The organism is Novosphingobium sp. (assembly GCF_965214355.1).
Classification (GTDB): Bacteria; Pseudomonadota; Alphaproteobacteria; order Sphingomonadales; family Sphingomonadaceae; genus Novosphingobium.
Window position 1 is genome coordinate 2,510,212 of sequence record NZ_CBDCBI010000002.1, and the last position, 17,780, is coordinate 2,527,991.

General features: G+C 64.2%; 15 protein-coding genes. 9 read left to right on the forward strand and 6 right to left on the reverse strand.

Annotated features, from left to right (window positions below; genetic code table 11):
* Positions 1 to 479 precede the first annotated feature (479 nt).
* On the forward strand, positions 480 to 974 hold the full coding sequence (locus ACOOE2_RS11780) for a PaaI family thioesterase (RefSeq protein WP_420383194.1): 495 nt from the start codon (positions 480 to 482) through the stop codon (positions 972 to 974).
* 109 nt (positions 975 to 1,083) lie between these two features.
* A complete protein-coding gene (locus ACOOE2_RS11785) occupies positions 1,084 to 2,859 on the forward strand; it encodes a cation:proton antiporter (protein ID WP_420384602.1) in 1,776 nt (591 codons plus the stop codon).
* Here the strand turns inward: ACOOE2_RS11785 and ACOOE2_RS11790 are convergent.
* A complete protein-coding gene (locus tag ACOOE2_RS11790; RefSeq protein ID WP_420383195.1) occupies positions 2,843 to 3,307 on the reverse strand; it encodes an Lrp/AsnC family transcriptional regulator in 465 nt (154 codons plus the stop codon). The genes ACOOE2_RS11785 and ACOOE2_RS11790 overlap by 17 nt on opposite strands.
* 137 nt (positions 3,308 to 3,444) lie before the next feature.
* On the opposite strand from ACOOE2_RS11790, the gene ald reads away from it, so the two are divergent.
* Complete coding sequence (gene ald, locus ACOOE2_RS11795; RefSeq protein WP_420383196.1) at positions 3,445 to 4,560, forward strand: alanine dehydrogenase; 1,116 nt, start codon at positions 3,445 to 3,447, stop codon at positions 4,558 to 4,560.
* 180 nt (positions 4,561 to 4,740) lie between these two features.
* Here the strand turns inward: ald and ACOOE2_RS11800 are convergent, their stop codons facing one another.
* The 3 genes from ACOOE2_RS11800 to ACOOE2_RS11810 form a co-directional block, all read right to left on the reverse strand.
* The gene (locus tag ACOOE2_RS11800) at positions 4,741 to 5,130 is read right to left on the reverse strand and encodes a type II toxin-antitoxin system death-on-curing family toxin (RefSeq protein ID WP_420383197.1); all 390 of its coding nucleotides are present in this window, start codon (positions 5,128 to 5,130) and stop codon (positions 4,741 to 4,743) included.
* Position 5,131: 1 nt separating this feature from the next.
* Entirely contained in the window at positions 5,132 to 5,359 is a 228-nt protein-coding gene (locus ACOOE2_RS11805) for an AbrB/MazE/SpoVT family DNA-binding domain-containing protein (protein ID WP_420383198.1), read from the reverse strand.
* Between the two features lie 407 nt (positions 5,360 to 5,766).
* Positions 5,767 to 7,653 (reverse strand): ABC-F family ATP-binding cassette domain-containing protein, encoded by a 1,887-nt coding sequence (locus ACOOE2_RS11810; protein WP_420383199.1) that lies wholly within the window; start codon positions 7,651 to 7,653, stop codon positions 5,767 to 5,769.
* Positions 7,654 to 7,832: 179 nt separating this feature from the next.
* On the opposite strand from ACOOE2_RS11810, the gene ACOOE2_RS11815 reads away from it, so the two are divergent.
* The 3 genes from ACOOE2_RS11815 to ACOOE2_RS11825 are packed head-to-tail and all read left to right on the forward strand — an operon-like array spanning position 7,833 to position 11,622.
* A complete protein-coding gene (locus tag ACOOE2_RS11815; protein ID WP_420383200.1) occupies positions 7,833 to 8,687 on the forward strand; it encodes a LuxR family transcriptional regulator in 855 nt (284 codons plus the stop codon).
* 46 nt (positions 8,688 to 8,733) lie between these two features.
* A complete protein-coding gene (locus tag ACOOE2_RS11820; protein WP_420383201.1) occupies positions 8,734 to 9,312 on the forward strand; it encodes an ECF-type sigma factor in 579 nt (192 codons plus the stop codon).
* A 21-nt stretch (positions 9,313 to 9,333) separates the two neighbouring features.
* Positions 9,334 to 11,622, forward strand: a complete 2,289-nt coding sequence (locus ACOOE2_RS11825) for a protein kinase domain-containing protein (protein WP_420383202.1) — start codon at positions 9,334 to 9,336, stop codon at positions 11,620 to 11,622.
* Between the two features lie 67 nt (positions 11,623 to 11,689).
* On the opposite strand, the gene ACOOE2_RS11830 is transcribed toward ACOOE2_RS11825, so the two are convergent.
* Positions 11,690 to 12,700: an adenosine deaminase gene (locus ACOOE2_RS11830; protein ID WP_420383203.1), complete on the reverse strand. Its 1,011-nt coding sequence runs from the start codon at positions 12,698 to 12,700 to the stop codon at positions 11,690 to 11,692.
* A gap of 46 nt (positions 12,701 to 12,746) precedes the next feature.
* The gene (locus ACOOE2_RS11835; protein ID WP_420384603.1) at positions 12,747 to 13,652 is read right to left on the reverse strand and encodes a 5'-methylthioadenosine/S-adenosylhomocysteine nucleosidase; all 906 of its coding nucleotides are present in this window, start codon (positions 13,650 to 13,652) and stop codon (positions 12,747 to 12,749) included.
* Positions 13,653 to 13,880: 228 nt separating this feature from the next.
* On the opposite strand from ACOOE2_RS11835, the gene kdpF reads away from it, so the two are divergent.
* The 3 genes from kdpF to kdpB are packed head-to-tail and all read left to right on the forward strand — an operon-like array spanning position 13,881 to position 17,774.
* Entirely contained in the window at positions 13,881 to 13,964 is an 84-nt protein-coding gene (kdpF, locus tag ACOOE2_RS11840) for a K(+)-transporting ATPase subunit F (RefSeq protein ID WP_420384604.1), read from the forward strand.
* 57 nt (positions 13,965 to 14,021) lie between these two features.
* A complete protein-coding gene (gene kdpA, locus ACOOE2_RS11845; RefSeq protein WP_420384605.1) occupies positions 14,022 to 15,716 on the forward strand; it encodes a potassium-transporting ATPase subunit KdpA in 1,695 nt (564 codons plus the stop codon).
* Positions 15,717 to 15,728: 12 nt separating this feature from the next.
* Positions 15,729 to 17,774: a potassium-transporting ATPase subunit KdpB gene (gene kdpB / locus ACOOE2_RS11850; protein ID WP_420383204.1), complete on the forward strand. Its 2,046-nt coding sequence runs from the start codon at positions 15,729 to 15,731 to the stop codon at positions 17,772 to 17,774.
* Positions 17,775 to 17,780: the final 6 nt, after the last annotated feature.

Below are 17,780 nucleotides of genomic sequence, written 5' to 3' on the forward strand. Positions count from 1 at the left end.
CAGCCAACGCGGACGGCGCCTGCCCGTAGCTGTGTGCGCGCCCTGTGGAACCGATCCGGTGTGATCAAGACCGGAGTGGTCTTCAGCGTTGAAACTCGACAGGACAAACCTCCATGGCACGGACATCGGATCAGCAGGACAGACTTCGGCTGAAACCGGCCGATCCGCAAAAAAACCCCGGTCTGCCGCGATCCGCCCGGTGAGATACGCCACTGGTCGAATTTCGGACGCACACGGCAAACGAGCCATGAACCGGCCGGGAGTATCTGCGCCGATCTCCTACAGCGAATGCCCGACCGAACGGAACCACTTATTTGCCGTTTCGGAAGATGTTTCGCCACATTTTGCATCAACGTGTATCAGCTTGCGCCGGTTGGCGGGTTGCGCGGGGTCAGGACACGGGACGCCGATGCTTGACGCGCGGGGTGCGGTTTGCCAACGGCCGGTGCATCCCCGCGTGACAGTTGAAAGATATCCGGTTGATCCAGTCCGCATCAAAATCCGCATCGGACCTCACGCTCGATCCCGAACCACCTTATCCCGGTGCCGTGCGCAGGGGCGCGGCAGACGAATGGGCAGATTGGTACCAGTGGGATGGAAACGATCCATTCGAAGATGCGACCGGCCCGTTTTATGCCGCGCGTGAAGCGGGCGGCGCAATCATCACCGGATTTCGTCCCGGCCAAACAAATCGTAACGGGCACGGCATGATCCATGGCGGCGCGTTGATGACATTTGCCGACTTCAGCCTGTTCATGATCGCCGCATCGCAAGGCGAAGGCATCAGCGGCGTCACCGTGACGATGACCAGCGAATTCCTGTCTCCGGCACAGGCGGGCGAATTGCTGATCGGTCGCGGCGAACGCACCGGTGGCGGGCGCAGCCTGGTGATGGCGCGCGGGATCATCTCTGCCGGCGATCGCCCGGTGCTGTCGTTTTCGGGCGTGATCAAACGCTTTGCACAGCGCCCCTGACCGGCAAAATATGCCGCTCGCTGCTTGACGCCGAAGGCCCGCGCCCCGACACTGCCGTTCACACACTATTTGCCGGAGCCATACCCTGCACGCCAGCGATACCCCTCCCCTGTTGCACGATGGTTTTCTGCTGCTCGGCTTTGCGCTCGCCTTCGTGCTGCTGTTCCGCCGGGTCGGGCTTGGCGCGACGCTCGGCTATCTGCTCGCCGGCGTCGTTGTCGGGCCGCAGTGCCTGCATCTGGTGGGTGATGCCGAACAGAAGATGGGCATTGCCGAACTCGGCATAACGCTGCTGCTGTTTCTGGTGGGGCTCGAGCTGGAGCCGGCACGGCTCTGGAAAATGCGGCGTGATATTTTTGTGCTGGGCAGTTTGCAGGTAACGGCATGCGGGCTGGTGCTGGCCGCCGCGCTGCATTTCGCCACGGGTTTTTCCGGTGCGGCCGCGCTTGCGCTGGGCCTGCCGCTGGCGCTGTCGTCGACGGCGCAGGTGCTGCCGATGCTTCAGTCATCGGGCCGCATGAAGACGCGGTTTGGCGAACGCGCATTTGCGGTCCTGCTGCTTCAGGACCTGTCGATCATCCCGCTGATCACGATCGTCGCCGCGCTCAGCCGCAATCCCGCCGATGCCGGTGGGCCGCCGGGGTGGCTGATGGTGGCCGAAACAGCAGGCGCGATCGTCGCGCTGGTGGTGGCAGGGCGGTATCTGCTGCGACCGCTGTTCCGCGTGATCGGCAATCTGGGCGAGCGCGAGATGTTCGTGGTCGCCGCGCTGTTCACCGTGCTTGCTGCCGCCGCGCTGATGCAGATGCTGGGGCTGTCGAGTGCGCTGGGTGCATTCATCGCCGGCGTGATGCTGGCGGGCACGCCCTATCGGCACGAGCTGGAGGCCGCTGTCGAGCCGTTCCGTTCGATCCTGCTCGGCCTGTTTTTCCTGTCGGTCGGGATGATGCTCGATTTGTCGGCGATCGTGCAGGAGCCGCTGTTTGTGCTGGCGATAACGCTGCTGCTGATCACGACCAAGGCAGCGGTGATTTTCGGGCTGGCGCTGTTGTTCAGGATGAACTGGCGCGGCGCGCTGGCGCTGGGTCTGCTGCTCAGCCAGGGCGGCGAATTCGCCTTTGTGCTGTTTACCCAGGCGACCCGCGCGCAGTTGATCGCGCCGCAGGCCGCCAGCCTGTTCGGCGCGGTCGTCACGCTGTCGATGGCAACCACACCTTTCCTGATGTCGGCGACGCGCAAATTCCGCGCAGAACCGGCAGCCAAGGACGAAGTGCGCGAAGGGCCCGAAGGCATCGGCAAATCCCGCGCCGAAGGCGATTGCGCCAATGCAGTGATCGTCGGCTACGGGCGATTTGGTCAGACCGTCGCGCAGATGCTGCTGGCGGGCGGGATCGGGGTCACGCTGATCGACCGCAATGTCGGAATGATCGACACCGCCGCGACATTCGGCTCCAGGGTCTATTTCGGCGATGGCACCCGGCTTGACGTGTTGCGCCAGGCTGGCGCCGACAGCGCGGAAATGATCATGTTCTGCCTCGATGGCGATCAGATCGACGCCGAGCTGATCGAAGCGGTTGGCCAGGCGTTTCCCCAGGCAGCCGTCCATGTCCGGGTGTTCGACCGGTTCGGCATGATCAAGCTCGAACCGACCGGCGCGGCGCTGGTCATTCGCGAAACGATCGAATCCGCGATCGCGATGGCCCGCGCGGCGTTCGATGGCGCAGGCCTGAGCCAGGAAGCAATTCGCCGTGCTGAAGTGGCCTATCGCGCGCGCGACCGCGAACGGTTGCGCGCACAGATCGAAACCGGCGACATGCACGCCGCGCCCGAGCGCATCTTTACCGAGGTCGAAGGCTTGCCACCCGAAATCACCGCAACCGGCTGACCGGGTATCCCTCCATCCGCTTGATCCGGCGGATCGAAAACGATGACCGCATCGCCGACACCCCCGGCAGGCGCGCCAGGCATTCGCGGTGGATCATGTCGTAATCGGCCAGATCCGCCGCCGCTACGCGCAGGATGTAGTCGGCATTCCCGCTCATCAGATGGCATTCCAGAATATCGTCGAAATCGCCGACCGCGCGTTCGAACCGATCCATCGCCTCACGGCTCTGGCTGGTCAGCGTAATCTCGACGAAGACTTCGACCGCAAGGCCCAGACGGCGCGGATCCACGCGCGCGGCGTAGCCCGCAATCAGGCCCTGCTCTTCCAGGGCCTTGATCCGGCGATGGCAGGCCGAGGGCGACAGCGACACCTGCTCGGCCAGATCGGCAATCGAACGCGCCGAGTCGGTCTGCAGCGCCTCAAGCAAGTTGCGATCGGTACGATCCATGCAAGTATTTCCCATATTTCTGGCAATTTGCCGAATACCATCGCGCGCAGGGCCGCTACAAGGGTGAAATGGGGTGATATTTTTCGCAGGCGAAGGATTATCCTGATCGCATCAGCTCCGTTCGAAGGAACACTCCCATGCGCATCGGCACCGTTACCGAAATCAAGAACCACGAATACCGCGTCGGCCTTACCCCGGAATCGGCGCGCGAACTGGTCGCGCATGGTCACGATGTCTGGGTGCAGACCGGCGCAGGGCTCGGCATCGGCGCCAGCGATGCGGCCTATGAAGCCGCCGGCGCGGTGATCAAACCCGACGCCGCCGTGATCTTTGCCGAATGCGAAATGGTCGTGAAGGTCAAGGAGCCCCAGCCCGGCGAACGCGCGCAGCTGCGCCGCGGCCAGGTGCTGTATACCTACCTCCACCTCGCGCCCGATCCCGAACAGACCGCCGACCTGATCAAATCGGGCGTCACCGCCATTGCGTACGAAACCGTGACCGGCCCGGGCCGCAGCCTGCCCTTGCTCAAGCCGATGAGCCAGGTTGCCGGGCGCATGGCGATCCAGGCCGGCGCGACCGCGCTTGAAAAAGCGCATGGCGGGCGCGGCGTGCTGCTGGGCGGCGTACCCGGTGTGGCGCCGGGCAAAGTCGTGGTGATCGGCGGCGGTGTGGTCGGGTTCAACGCGGCGCAGATGGCCGTCGGTCTGGGCGCCGATGTCACGATCCTCGATCGCGATCCCGAAACGCTGGAAAAGCTCGACAACCATTTTGCCGGCCGTGCACGCACGATCTATTCGGGCAAGGCGGTGCTCGCCGAACTGGTCGCGGATGCCGATCTGGTGATCGGCGCCGTGCTGATCCCCGGCGCCGCCGCGCCCAAGCTGGTGACGCGCGACATGCTGTCGACGATGCGCCCGGGTGCAGTGCTGGTCGATGTCGCGATCGACCAGGGTGGCTGTTTCGAAACCAGCCACGCCACGACCCATGCCGAACCGACGTATGTGGTGGACGGCGTCGTGCATTACTGCGTCGCCAACATGCCGGGCGGCGTCGCGCGCACCAGCACCTATGCGCTGAACAACGTGACCCTGCCCCATGCCTTGCGCATTGCCAACATGGGCTGGAAAGCAGCGCTCAAGGCTGATCCCAATCTCGCCGCCGGCCTGAATGTCCACGACGGCAAGCTGACGTACGAAGCCGTCGCGACCGAACTGGGGTATGACTATACGCCGGTCGAAGACGTGCTGGGCTGACTGTGACGCCATCCCCGGCCAAGGCTGGGGATGGTAGCGCTTTTGTGCACACCGTCCTTACCCCAAACGTCGCCCCGGACTTGATCCGGGGTTAGGCTTCTTATTCCTCGCGCCGAAGAAAGCCTGACCCCGGATCAGGTCCGGGGCGACGATTTCAGGAGGGATTTGCGCTTTTCGCAGTCACTCCCGCCGGGACTGAAACCATTCCGTCAGCGCATCTTCGGAAAGGTCGCCAGCCGCCAATTGCAGCACCATGTGGATAGCATCTTCAGGCGTAAACGCGATGGTCACCGCATTCAGCCGCAGGAACAAACGCGCCAGAACCCAGGCGCTGCGCTTGTTGCCATCGGCAAAAGGATGATTGCGCGCCACGCCGAACGCGTAAGCCGCCGCCAGTGCGCACAGGTCGGTTTCGCCATAGGCCCAACGATTGCGCGCACGATCCAGGGCGGATGCCAGCGCTGCGGGATCGCGCACGCCAACCGGTCCGCCATGTTCGGCAAGCTGGCGATCGTGAATCGCATGGGCAACCGCGACGTCTATCCAGACGGGTTCAGCAATCTCGGACACATTACTTGGCCAGAACGCGCAGAATATCCCGGTCTTCGCGCATAATCTGCTCGGCAAGATCCATCTTGGCCGCAAAATCGGGATTGGCCGCAGTGATCCGGATGCCGTCAGGCGTTTCGGTCACATACAGCGTGTCGCCCACCCCTGCCCGCAATTTGGCGAGCAGTTCCTTCGGCAAGACTACGCCTGCGGAATTTCCGATCCTGGTGATTTTGACGCTCGCGTTCATACAAGCGTTATAACGGACCGGTCGGCATTTTCAATCCCTGAGTTGAAGCGGTTGGATCGTCTGCAAACACGGCTTGGTGCGGCAATTTTATCCCGGTTCTGATACTGACGAGCTATTTCGCGGTTTTAACAGCTAGCGACCGCGAATGAAGCAGTGCGGATTTCGTCGTGTTAAATCAGAAGCAGACAGTCGAGGTCGATCATTTCCAGCCAACTGGCAGTGTGTATGCAAGCGATATTCGGCTAATACCAAGATGCGATGATCGCGACTCTTCCCCCTCCCCTTCAGGGGAGGGGTCGGGGGTGGGGCTTCTCGGCTTGGTCAGACCCAGCGGTAAGGCCCCACCCCAACCCCTCCCCTGAAGGGGAGGGGCTCAAGAGGTTCGGATCGATGCACCTGGTATAGGTTCAGCCCGCCGCAATCGCCGCATCATACGCCTCGCTCAGCCCCATCCATTCCGCCTCGACCGTCTCCAGCTTCGCCGACGCCTCGCCCCGGCGGCGCGACAGTTCGCCCATCGCCAGTTTGGCGTATTCGCCTGTAGCCTTGGCGGGTTCGAACATCGCCTTGTCGATCGCGCTGATTTCGGTCTGGAGCTTGGCGATTAGCACTTCGGCGTTGATCACTTTCTTTTTCATGCCCTTGTGCTGTTCGCGCAGCGCTGCGCTCGCCTTGCGATCGGCCTTGCCGTTGCCGCCGCCTTTTCCGGCGGTGGAGCCCTCGCCCTTGGGCTGATTGCGACCGAGCACGAAGTCGATGTATTCGGTCATCGCGCCGTCGAAAGGCTTCGCCGTGCCTTCATCGACCAGCACCAGCCGATCAGCGGTCAGTTCGACCATATGCCGATCGTGGCTGATCAGGATCACCGCGCCCTTGTAGGTGTTCAGCGCCTGGACCAGCGCCTCGCGCGCATCGACGTCCAGATGGTTGGTCGGCTCGTCCAGGATCAGCAGGTGCGGCGCGTCGCGCGTCACCAGCGCCAGCGCCAGCCGCGCGCGTTCTCCACCCGACAGCGTGCGGATTTCGGCCATCGCGCGGTGGCCCGAAAAGCCGAACCGGCCCAGTTGCCCGCGTACAGCCTGCGGTGTGGAATTGGGCATCGCGCGCTGCATATGCACCAGTGGTGTGGCGTCGCCCGCCAGTTCCTCGACCTGGTACTGCGTGAAATAGCCGATCTTCATCTTGCCGCTGGAATTCATCGCCCCTTCCATCGCGGGCAATTGCGCGGCCAGCAGGCGTGCCAGCGTCGTCTTGCCGTTGCCGTTGCGGCCCAGCAGCGCGATGCGGTCATCGGGATCGATCCGCAGGTTCAGCCGGCGCAGGATCGGCGTGTCGCCATAGCCCACGCTGGCCAGATCGAGCGTGATCAGCGGCGGGCGCAGCTCGTCAGGATCGGGAAAGTCGAAGCTGAGCGACGGATCTTCGCTCAGCGCCGCGATCGGCTGCATCCGCGCGAGCATTTTCGCGCGCGCCTGCGCCTGCTTGGCGGTCGATGCGCGCGCGCTGTTGCGGGCGATATAATCCTGCAATTTGGCCCGTTGCACGTCCTGCGCGGCGGCAAACGAGGCGGCCTGTGCGGCGCGTTCGGCGCGCTGGCGTTCGAAATCGTCATATCCGCCGGGATACAGCGTCAGCTTGCCGCCCTGCAGATGCAGGATATGATCGACCACGGTGTTCAACAGGTCGCGCTCGTGGCTGATGATCAGCAGGGTCGCGGGATACGTCTTGAGAAAGTTTTCCAGCCACAGCGTCGCTTCGAGGTCGAGATGGTTCGACGGTTCGTCGAGCAGCAGCACATCGGGTTCGGAAAACAAGAGCGCTGCCAGCGCCACGCGCATTTTCCACCCGCCCGAAAACGAATCGAGCGGCTGGCCTTGCGCCACCTCGTCGAACCCCAGCCCCGACAAAATACGCCCGGCGCGTGCCGGCGCGGCGTAGGCGTCGATCGCGATCAGGCGATCGTGGATGTCGCCCAGCTTGTGTGCATCGGTTTCGGTTTCGGACTGGTGCATCAGCCGCGTGCGCTCGACATCGGCGGCGAGTACGGTGTCGAACGGCGTGGCCGCGCCATTGGGCGCTTCCTGCGCGATATAGCCCAGCCGGCAGCCGCGCGGCATCTCGATCGAGCCGCCGTCGGGCTCGATTTCCTTGATCAGCGTCTTGACCAGCGTCGATTTGCCCGCGCCATTGCGGCCGACGAGCCCGACTTTGCCGCGCGGCGGGATCATCGCGCTGGCATCGGAAATGATATCGCGCCCGCCAAGGCGCACGGTAAGGCTCGAAATTGTCAACATGGGGCGCCGCCTAGCAGGCTTGGCCGGCAAACCCAAGTTCGGTGTAAGGCGCGTGATGCGGGACCGTTCCGCCTCCCATAAAAACTTTGCGCAGGCGTGTCCGGTTTTCCGGCGGACTGCGCATCTCTTTATGAACGCATCGAGGCCGCCATGCCGACCGCGCGTTCGTGGAGGTCAAAATGTCCCATCGATCCGCCATTGCCGACGAACATGACATCATCTCGCCGAAAATCACCAGTCATGGCCCCGCGTTCGATCATCCGGCGCATGTCCGGCCCTATCGCCTGCGCCGCAGTCCGCAAAAACCGCGCGACACCGGCACGCGCGATATCGTCCGGTTCAACACCGAATTGCGCAGCCTGACCGCCGCCGCCGCCTGCGCCGATCTGTTCCGGTCCGCGATCGCCCCCTTCGGCTTCGACACGTTTTCGTGCGGCGAGGTCGACTTGCGCGATCGCAACCGCTGCGTCTTCACGATCATCGCCTGGAGCGATCGCTGGCAGGATTTCTATATCAAATCGGGCCTGATCCATCACGATCCGATCATCAAGGCGCTCGAAACCCGCCGGGAACCCTTTACCTGGAGCGACTTGCGGCGCGATCGCGCGATGGCGCGGTTCGGCACGCGCGCGCTCGACCTTGCGGCAAAGGAAGGCTGGACCGAGGGCCTCGTCGTGCCGATCCCGCAATCGGGCAATCGCATGGGGCTGGTCAGCCTCGCCGGCAACAATCCCGCGATAGCAAAGGCGGACATGGATTATATCTGTGTGATCGCGGTTCTTCTGGCCGGCCATGTCCGCGCGCTGGCGCCCGCCCAGGGTTTTGCCCAGCCGCCAATGGGCCTGACCGAGCGCGAGATCGTCAGCCTGCGCCTCGTGGCGATCGGCTTGCCCGACGCGCAGATCGCCGCGCGCATGGGCGTCAGCACCAGCACCGCGCACGAATTCGTCGAAAAGGCCAAGCGGCGGATGAACGCAAAGTCGCGCGCGGAAATGGTCGCGCTTGCGGTGGCCATGGGCGTGATCGATATTTGACGGGTGCAGTATCGAAACAGAACACGTCGTCCAAATACCCGCTTGTATGATCGATGCGCAGCGTTATCACTGGGCCACGTCGCTGGGGATTGGCCGATCGGGCATGATTACAGAGCTGGATTCGGAACCTATCCCCGCCGATCTGCTGGCCGCGTGTTATACCCAGATGCGCCAGATCGCGCGCGCGGTCATTGCCCGCGATGCCATGGCCCGGGTGTTTCAGCCGACCGAACTGGCGAACGAAGCCGCCATCCGCCTGATCCGCTCCAATCTCGAAGGCGTGACGCAAACCGGGCATATGCTGGGACTGGCCGCGCGCACCATGCGCCAGGTGCTGATCGGCGAAGCACGCAAGACGATGGCCCAGAAGCGTCAGCCGATCACGATGATGACGGCGTTTCCCGACGCCGATGCCGATCATCTGGTCGATATCGAGGCGCTCGACCGCGCACTGGTGGCGCTGGCGACGCATTCGCCCGACCATGCGCAGATCGTGGAGCTGCGGTTCATGCTCGGGCTGTCGCTGGCCGAGGCGGCCGAAGTGACCGGCGTGTCCGAACGGACCTTGGCGCGGCGCTGGCAGGCGGCACGGCTGTGGCTGCTCGATCATATTGGCACGCCATGATCGGGCATTCCGGGAACCACCTTGGCTGACCCCGCGCCCACCGAAATCGAGCGTCGCGTGCTGGCGCTGCTCGATGTGCTGAGTGAGCATTCCGACAACCCGGCCGCGCGTGCCGATCTTCTGGCCGGCGAACACCCGCTGGTGGTGGCGCGCATCGAAAAGATCCTGTCGTCGCACCTGTCGGCGCCCAGCCTGCCGACACAATTGCCGGGAAGCCATGACCGGGTCGACCTCGCCCCGCCGGAACGGTTTGGCGCATTCCGCCTGGTTGCCCCGATCGGCCGGGGCGGCATGGGCGAAGTTTGGCGCGGCGAACGCGATGACGGACTGTTTACGCAAACGGTCGCGATCAAGCTGATCCAGGCGCATCTGCAAGTCCGCGCCGGCGAGGCGTTCGAAAGCGAACGCCGCATTCTGGCGGGGCTGGAACATCCCAATATCGCCCGGCTGATCGATGGCGGCACGACGGTCGATGGCCGGGCCTGCCTGGTCATGGAATTTGTCGATGGTCAGCCGTTCGATGTGGCCTGTGCGCCGTTGCCAGTGGCGGCGCGGATCACTGCGTTCAGGCAGGTCCTGGCCGCGGTGCAATACGCGCATGGCCGGCTGATCGCGCATGGCGATCTGAAACCGGGCAATATCCTGATGGATCGCGATGGCCGCGTGCGGCTGCTCGATTTCGGCATCGCCCGGCTGATCACCGACGATGCCGAGGCGTTTCGCCTGACCGGTGCGGTGACAAGCAGCTTTGCCAGTCCCGCACGCCTGGCGGGCGAGCCGCCTTCGATCCCCGACGATGTGTTCGCACTGGGCCGGCTGCTGGCCGCAATTCTGGATGAGGGAGGCGACCGCGATCTGGCCGCGATCGCCGCCCGCGCAAGCGCCGACGACGAGCAGCGGCGCTATGCCACCGTGCCCGAATTGCTTGCCGATCTGGACCGGCAAGAGCGCGGCTTTCCGGTCAAGGCGGTGGCGCGGACGCGGCGCTATGTCGCGGGCAAATTCGTCCGGCGCAATTGGCGCGCCCTGATCGGTGCCTCTGCGCTGCTGGCAACGATCGGGTATGCCGGGATCACTTATACGCAGGTGCAACGCGAACATGCCGAGGCGAGCGCAAGGTTCGACGATGCGCGCGGCACGGCGCGGTATCTGCTGTTCACGCTGTATGACGAGCTTGCCGCGCGGCCCGATACGCTCAGGCTTCGCCGCGAAGTCGCGGCCACCGCACAGCATTATCTCGACCGGCTGGCGCAGGGCAATTCGCAAGTTCCGGAAGTGCGGATCGAAGCGGCGCAGGGCCTGTTGCGATTGGCCGACGTCGAGGGCGGCCCGCTGTTTGCCAACATGGGCCAGCCGGCCGCCGCGCGCGCCAATATCGATGCCGCGATTGCCGTGTTGCGCCCATTGCAGAGCAAAGAGGGTCAGTTGATGGCGGCGCGCGCGTGGCTGGCATCGGCGTACCTGGCCGAAATGGTCGAAGACTCCGAGGCCAGGGCGCTGCACGACCTAGCCACCGCCAAGGCGCTGATCGATGCCAATGGCCACGCCCCGGCGGAGCTGCGCGGGGATTACCTGGTGTTGCTGTCGATGGTCGATCAATGGCGCCGGCATTACGCCGATGCGATCCGCGAATCCGATCAGGCGATACAGATCCTGCCCGAAGACGACAGGCTGCGCACGCTGACCTTGCGCTCGAAAGCGCTGGAGCTCAAAGGCGACGCGATTTATTATTCGCATCACGAAGCAGCCTCGCTGCCGGTCTATCGCGCTGCGGTCGTACCGATCGAGCGCGCGGTCGCGCTGTATCCCGGCAATATGTTTGCGCACCGGCGGCTGGGGCATATCCTGTGGTCGCTGGGTTCGTCGCTACCCGATGCCGGCGATCCCAAGGCGGCCCTGCCCATTCTTGCACGCTCGGTGGATGAAATGCGCAAGGCCGTCGCGTTCGATCCCGATGACGACGATGCCCGGCGCGGGCTGGACATATCACTGGAAGCGCAAGGCAACGCCCTGATCGCCAACGGATTTCTGCCAGAGGGCTTTGCGCTGCTGGCAACTGTGATGGACGAACGCAAGGCGATCTGGCTGGCCCGGCCCCATGAGGAACGCCGGCTGCGCGATTATGCTGTCGGCGCCGAGGGGCTCGGGAACCAGCAGGGCAATCATCAGCGTTATGCCCAGGCGTGCCCCAACTGGCGCCAGGCGCTGTCGCTGTTTGCGATCATCGACAAAGCGGGGCATCTGTCAGCGCAAGACCGCGCCAACGATATCGCACCGATGCAGAAGGTTATTGCGGAGCACTGCCGGTAATCGGGCAAACCTTCCCCAAGTCGCAACTCTCTCGCACGCCGGGACCACGGTGACGAGAGGTTAGAGATCAACTTCCAAGGTAGGCATCCAGCCGCGCGCAATTGGCGGCGATGGCTGCGGACGGCAAGAACGAGCCCGTAAAGCTGTTGCGCGCCAGTTGCGCCAGATCGTCGCGCGTCAGGCTGCGCGCCTTTGCCACTGCGCGATAATTGTCTGCAACATACCCGCCGAAATACGCCGGATCGTCCGAATTGACCGTCGCCTTCAGCCCTTCGCGCAACATCGCGTCGATCGGATGATCGATCAGATTGCCGACCACGCACAGCTTGAGGTTCGACAACGGACATACTGTCAAGGTCATGCCGCTCGCAACCAGCCGCGCGACCAGCCCGGCATCTTCCAGCGCCCGGTTGCCATGATCGATCCGGTCGACATGCAGCACATCGAGCGCCGCGATCACGTATTCCGGCGGGCCCTCCTCACCGGCATGCGCAACCAGTTTCAACCCGTGTTCGCGCGCCGCCGCAAACACCCGTGCAAATTTCTGCGGCGGATGGCCCAGTTCGGACGAATCCAACCCGACCGCCGTGATTTTCGGCAGCCACGGCCCCGCTTCCTCCAGCACTGCAAACGCATCTGCCTCACTCAGATGGCGAAGGAAACACATGATCAGCGCGCTCGTCATGCCGTGGCGCGTCTTCGCCTCGGCCATCGCCGACACCAGGCCCTCGATGACTGCGCAAAACGGCACGCCGCGCGCGGTATGCGTCTGCGGGTCGAACATGATTTCGGCATGGACCACGCCATCGGCCGCTGCGCGATCGAAATAGGCCATGGCCAGGTCGTGAAAATCCCGGGCGGTCAACAACACCGCTGCACCGGCATAATAGATGTCGAGAAAATCCTGCAGATTGGAAAAGGCATACGCCGCGCGCACCGCCTCGACATCGGGATAGGCCAGCGCCACGCCGTTGCGCCGCGCCAGCGCGAACATCAGTTCGGGCTCCAGGCTGCCCTCGATATGCAGGTGCAGCTCTGCCTTGGGCAGGCCGGTGATAAACACGTCAAGATCGGTCATACATCGGTTCCCTGCGTCAATGCCAAGCGGCCGAGCCTGGCATGCCTCAATCCGGCAGCGCGGTCAGGAACGCGCGCACGACATGTGCCGAATTGACCGAGGCCAGCTGCATGAAGGTATCCATCCGGTTGGCATCGGCATCGCCGCCCGCCAGATCGGACAGGCTGCGAAACACGATCGCGGGCACGGTGTTGGCATAGGCGACCTGGATCACCGCCGCGCTTTCCATATCCAGCACGCGCGCATGCCATGCGCCGAACAGATATTCGCGGAATTCGGCATTGTCGGCATAAACGCCCGCCGAAACCCCGGTACCTCCCACCGAAATCTGCGGCGCGCGTGGCAGGCATTGCCGATGCCCGCCCGCCTCGACACAAGCCGACAGCGCCATGCCGGCCGCGACCTTGCGCGCGAGCGCAACCAGCGCCGGATCGGCAGGCATCGTGAAAAACCGCCTGGCGCGGTGGTCGGCGCTGGCGACAGTCGTGCCCCGCGGAAAAACGAACTGCCAGTTGCGCGGCGCGCCGGCAAAGGTTTCGGGTGGCTGCCAGCCTTGCGCGGTTTTTCGCGCAAACGACGCCTCCAGGTATTGCCCCCAGTCTTCGGGCACGACGACATCGCCGATCGTCAGCGCCGGATCGACCCCGCCCGCGATCCCCGAAAACACGATCCGCCGCACGGCAAACCGGTCGAGCACCAGTTGCGTCGTCATCGCCGCGTTGACTTCGCTGACCCCGCTTTTCATCAGGATCACCGCTTTGCCATCCAGCGTGCCCGTTACGAACGGCATGCCATTGATCGCATACGCGTGCGGCCCGGTCACTGCACCCTCGAGCGCCGCGTACTCCGGCCCGAACGCAGTCATCACCACCGTGCGCGGTGTATCGTCGAGCTTTTGCGCCAGAACCGGGGTCGCGGCGCACAGGCCGATTGCTGATAAAATCCTGACTATCATCGCCGGCATCATGCCCGCCCCTGTGCAAAAATGCGCGCACTTTATGCGATCTTAATGCGCGCCCCGCGCTTCGCCGTGGATCGTTTACGCCAGACGGGACCATGGGCGAGGCCACAACGGACAATCGAAGGGGACCCTCGCCGTGACCGATCTTGCCTGGCTGGCCATTCTTGGCGGCCTGTCGCTGCTGACACTGGGTTTCGTGCGCTTGTGTGACGCGTCGTGATGTCGCTGGTTCTTGCCGGCGTCAGCGCGCTCGCTCTGCTCGGCTATCTGATCGCGGTGCTGATGCGTCCGGAAAAGTTCTGAGCCATGCCGATGGAATCAAAAAATGTTTGAAAGGAAACCCTCGCAATGTCTGCGGGCATGACAGGATCCGGCTGGGCATTGATCGCGACGTTCGTCGCGCTGTGCATCGCCATGGCCAAGCCCGTCGGGCTGTGGCTGTTCGCTCTGTATGAAGGGCGCGATACGCCGCTGACGCGCGTGCTTGGTCCGGTCGAGCGCGGGTTTTATCGCCTGTCGGGGATCGACCCGGCGCGCGAGCAGACTTGGCGCCAATACGCGCTGGCCATGCTGATGTTTCAGTTCGTGACCGCGTTGCTGACCTATGCGGTGCTGCGCCTGCAGGGGGTGCTGCCGCTCAATCCACGCGGGTTGCCCGGGTTGAGCGCCGACCTGGCGATGAACACCGCGATCAGCTTTGTGACGAACACCAACTGGCAGGCGTATTCCGGCGAATCCACGCTGTCCAACCTGTCGCAGATGTTCGCGCTGGTGCCGCACAATTTCCTGTCTGCGGCGACCGGCATTGCCGTCGCATTCGCCGTGTTTCGCGGCTTTGCCCGCGCGCAGACACAGACGCTCGGCAATTTCTGGGCCGATATCACCCGCATCACGCTCTACCTGCTGATCCCGGTCGCCTGCATCCTGGCGCTGGTCATGGTTGCCGGCGGCGTGCCGCAGACGTTCGTCAGCAGCATCGATGTAACCACGCTCGAAGGCGCGCACCAGACGCTCGTGACCGGCCCTGTCGCCAGCCAGGAAGCGATCAAGATGCTCGGCACCAACGGCGGCGGGTTCTTCAACGTCAATTCGGCGCACCCGTTCGAAAACCCCAGCGCGGTCATCAACCTGGTGCAGATGCTGGCGATATTCGCGATCGGCGTCGGGCTGACCTGGTGCTTTGGCAAGGCGGTGGGAGATACCCGGCAAGGCTGGGCGATCCTGACCGCGATGATGATCCTGTTCGTGGCAGGCGTCAGCGTCGTCTATTGGCAGGAAGCCGGCGGCAATCCGCTGCTCCACCTTGGCGGCGCCAACATGGAGGGCAAGGAATTGCGCTTTGGCGCCGCCGCCAGCGCGCTGTTCGCCACCATCACCACTGCGGCCAGTTGCGGCGCAGTCAACGCGATGCACGACAGCTTCATGCCGCTGGGCGGGCTGGTGCCGATGTTCAATATCGAACTGGGCGAAATCGTCGTCGGCGGGGTCGGCTCGGGGATCTACGGGTTTCTGCTGTTTGCACTGCTGGCGGTGTTTATCGCCGGGCTGATGGTCGGGCGCACGCCCGAATATGTCGGCAAGAAGATCGAGGGCCGCGAAGTCAAGCTGGCAGTGCTGGCGATCGTCGTGCTGCCGCTGTGCATCCTGGGCGGTACCGCGCTGTCGAGCGTGCTGTCGGGCGGCCTGGCCGGGTTGGGCAACAAGGGTCCGCATGGCTTTTCGGAATTGCTCTATGCGTACACTTCGGCCACGGGCAACAACGGCTCGGCCTTTGCCGGGCTGAGCGCCAACACACCGTATTTCAACGGTACGCTGGCGGTGGCGATGTGGATCGGCCGCTTCTTCATGATGGTGCCGGTGCTCGCCATCGCCGGATCGCTGGCGGGCAAACGCCACGTGCCGCCCTCGCCCGGATCACTGCCCACCACAGGCCCCCTGTGGATCGGCCTGCTGATCGGGATCATCCTGATCGTCGGCGGACTGACTTTCCTGCCCGCGCTCGCGCTTGGCCCCATTGCCGAACAGATGGCAATGCTGGCCGGCACGACATTCTGAGGCATCCCCATCATGTCGACCTCAAAAACCACCATGTTTTCGCGCGCGCTGGTCATCCCTGCGATCGGCGAAGCCCTGCGCAAGCTGCATCCGCGCGATCTCGTGCGCAACCCGGTGATGTTCGTCACCGCTGTTGTCGCAACGCTGCTGACCGTGCTGCTGCTGCTGGGAAATCTAACCGGGGATCAGGCCGGCCTGCCGATCGGATTTCAGCTGCAATTGATCGTCTGGCTGTGGCTGACCGTGCTGTTCGGCACGTTTGCCGAGGCGCTGGCCGAAGGGCGCGGCCGCGCCCAGGCCGCCAGCCTGCGCGCAACGCGCAGCGAACTGTCGGGCAAGAAACTGCGCGGCGCAGATAGCGATGCCTACGACCTGGTTGCCGCCAGCACCCTTGCCAAAGGCGATGTCGTGCTGGTCGAAACCGGCGACCTGATCCCGTCCGACGGCGATGTCATCGCAGGTGTCGCCTCGGTCAACGAAGCGGCGATCACCGGCGAATCCGCGCCGGTCATCCGCGAAGCGGGCGGCGATCGCAGCGCGGTGACTGCCGGCACGCGTGTCATCTCGGACCACATTCGCGTGCGTGTGACCCAAGAGCCCGGCCAGGGCTTTCTCGACCGCATGATCGCCCTGGTCGAAGGCGCGCAGCGGCAGAAAACGCCCAATGAAATCGCGCTGACGATCCTGCTGGTCGGGCTGACGATCATCTTCCTGTTTGCGGTCGCGTCGATCCCCGCGTTTGCGGCCTATGCCGGGGGGCAGATCGCGGTGGCGGTGCTGGCGGCATTGCTGATCACATTGATCCCCACGACGATCGCCGCGCTGCTGTCGGCGATCGGCATTGCCGGGATGGACCGGCTGGTGCGCTTCAACGTGCTCGCCAAATCGGGTCGCGCGGTCGAGGCGGCGGGCGATATCGATGTGCTGCTGCTCGACAAGACCGGCACGATCACCGTGGGCGACCGCGCCGCATCGGAATTCCGCCCGTTGCGCGGCGTTTCGCCCACCGATCTGGCCGATGCCGCGCTTTGGGCGAGCCTGGCCGACGAAACACCCGAGGGGCGCAGTGTGGTCGTGCTCGCGCGCGAACGGCATGGACTGGTCGCGGAACTGCCTGCGGGGACGACAGTCATCCCGTTTACCGCACAGACGCGGCTGTCGGGCGTACAGACCAGCGACCGGCTGATCCAGAAAGGCGCGATCGATTCGATCATCCGCGCCAATCCCGATGCAAGCGAGGCCGCCAAAACCGAACTGCAGCGCAATGCCGACGAAATCGCGCGGCTCGGCCAGACGCCGCTGGGGGTGGCTCAAAACGGGCAATTGCTTGGTGTGGTCGCGCTGAAAGACGTGATCAAGGCCGGCGTACGCGAACGGTTCGGCGAATTGCGCCGCATGGGCATCCGCACTGTCATGATCACCGGCGACAATCCCCTGACTGCCGCCGCGATCGCCGCCGAAGCGGGCGTCGACGATTTCCTGGCGGAGGCCACGCCCGAAGACAAATTGGCGCTGATCCGCAAGGAACAGCAGGGCGGACGGCTTGTCGCCATGTGCGGCGATGGCACCAATGACGCCCCCGCGCTGGCGCAGGCCGATGTCGGCGTCGCAATGAACACCGGCACGCAGGCCGCGCGCGAGGCGGGCAACATGGTCGATCTCGACAGCGACCCGACCAAGCTGATCGAAATCGTGGGCCTTGGCAAACAGCTGCTGATGACGCGCGGCGCGCTGACCACGTTTTCGGTCGCGAACGATGTCGCCAAATATTTCGCGATCATTCCCGCCATGTTTGTCGTGCTGTATCCGCATCTGCGCGCGCTGAATGTCATGCACCTTGCCAGCCCGCAAAGCGCGATCCTGTCTGCCATCATCTTCAACGCGCTGATCATCCCGGTGCTGGTGCCGCTGGCGCTGAAGGGCGTACGGTATCGTCCGGCCGGCGCAGGTGCGCTGCTGGCACGCAACCTGGCGATCTATGGCGCAGGCGGTCTGATCGCGCCGTTTATCGGGATCAAGACAATCGACCTCGCCATCACGTCCCTGCACCTCGTTTAGGTAAAA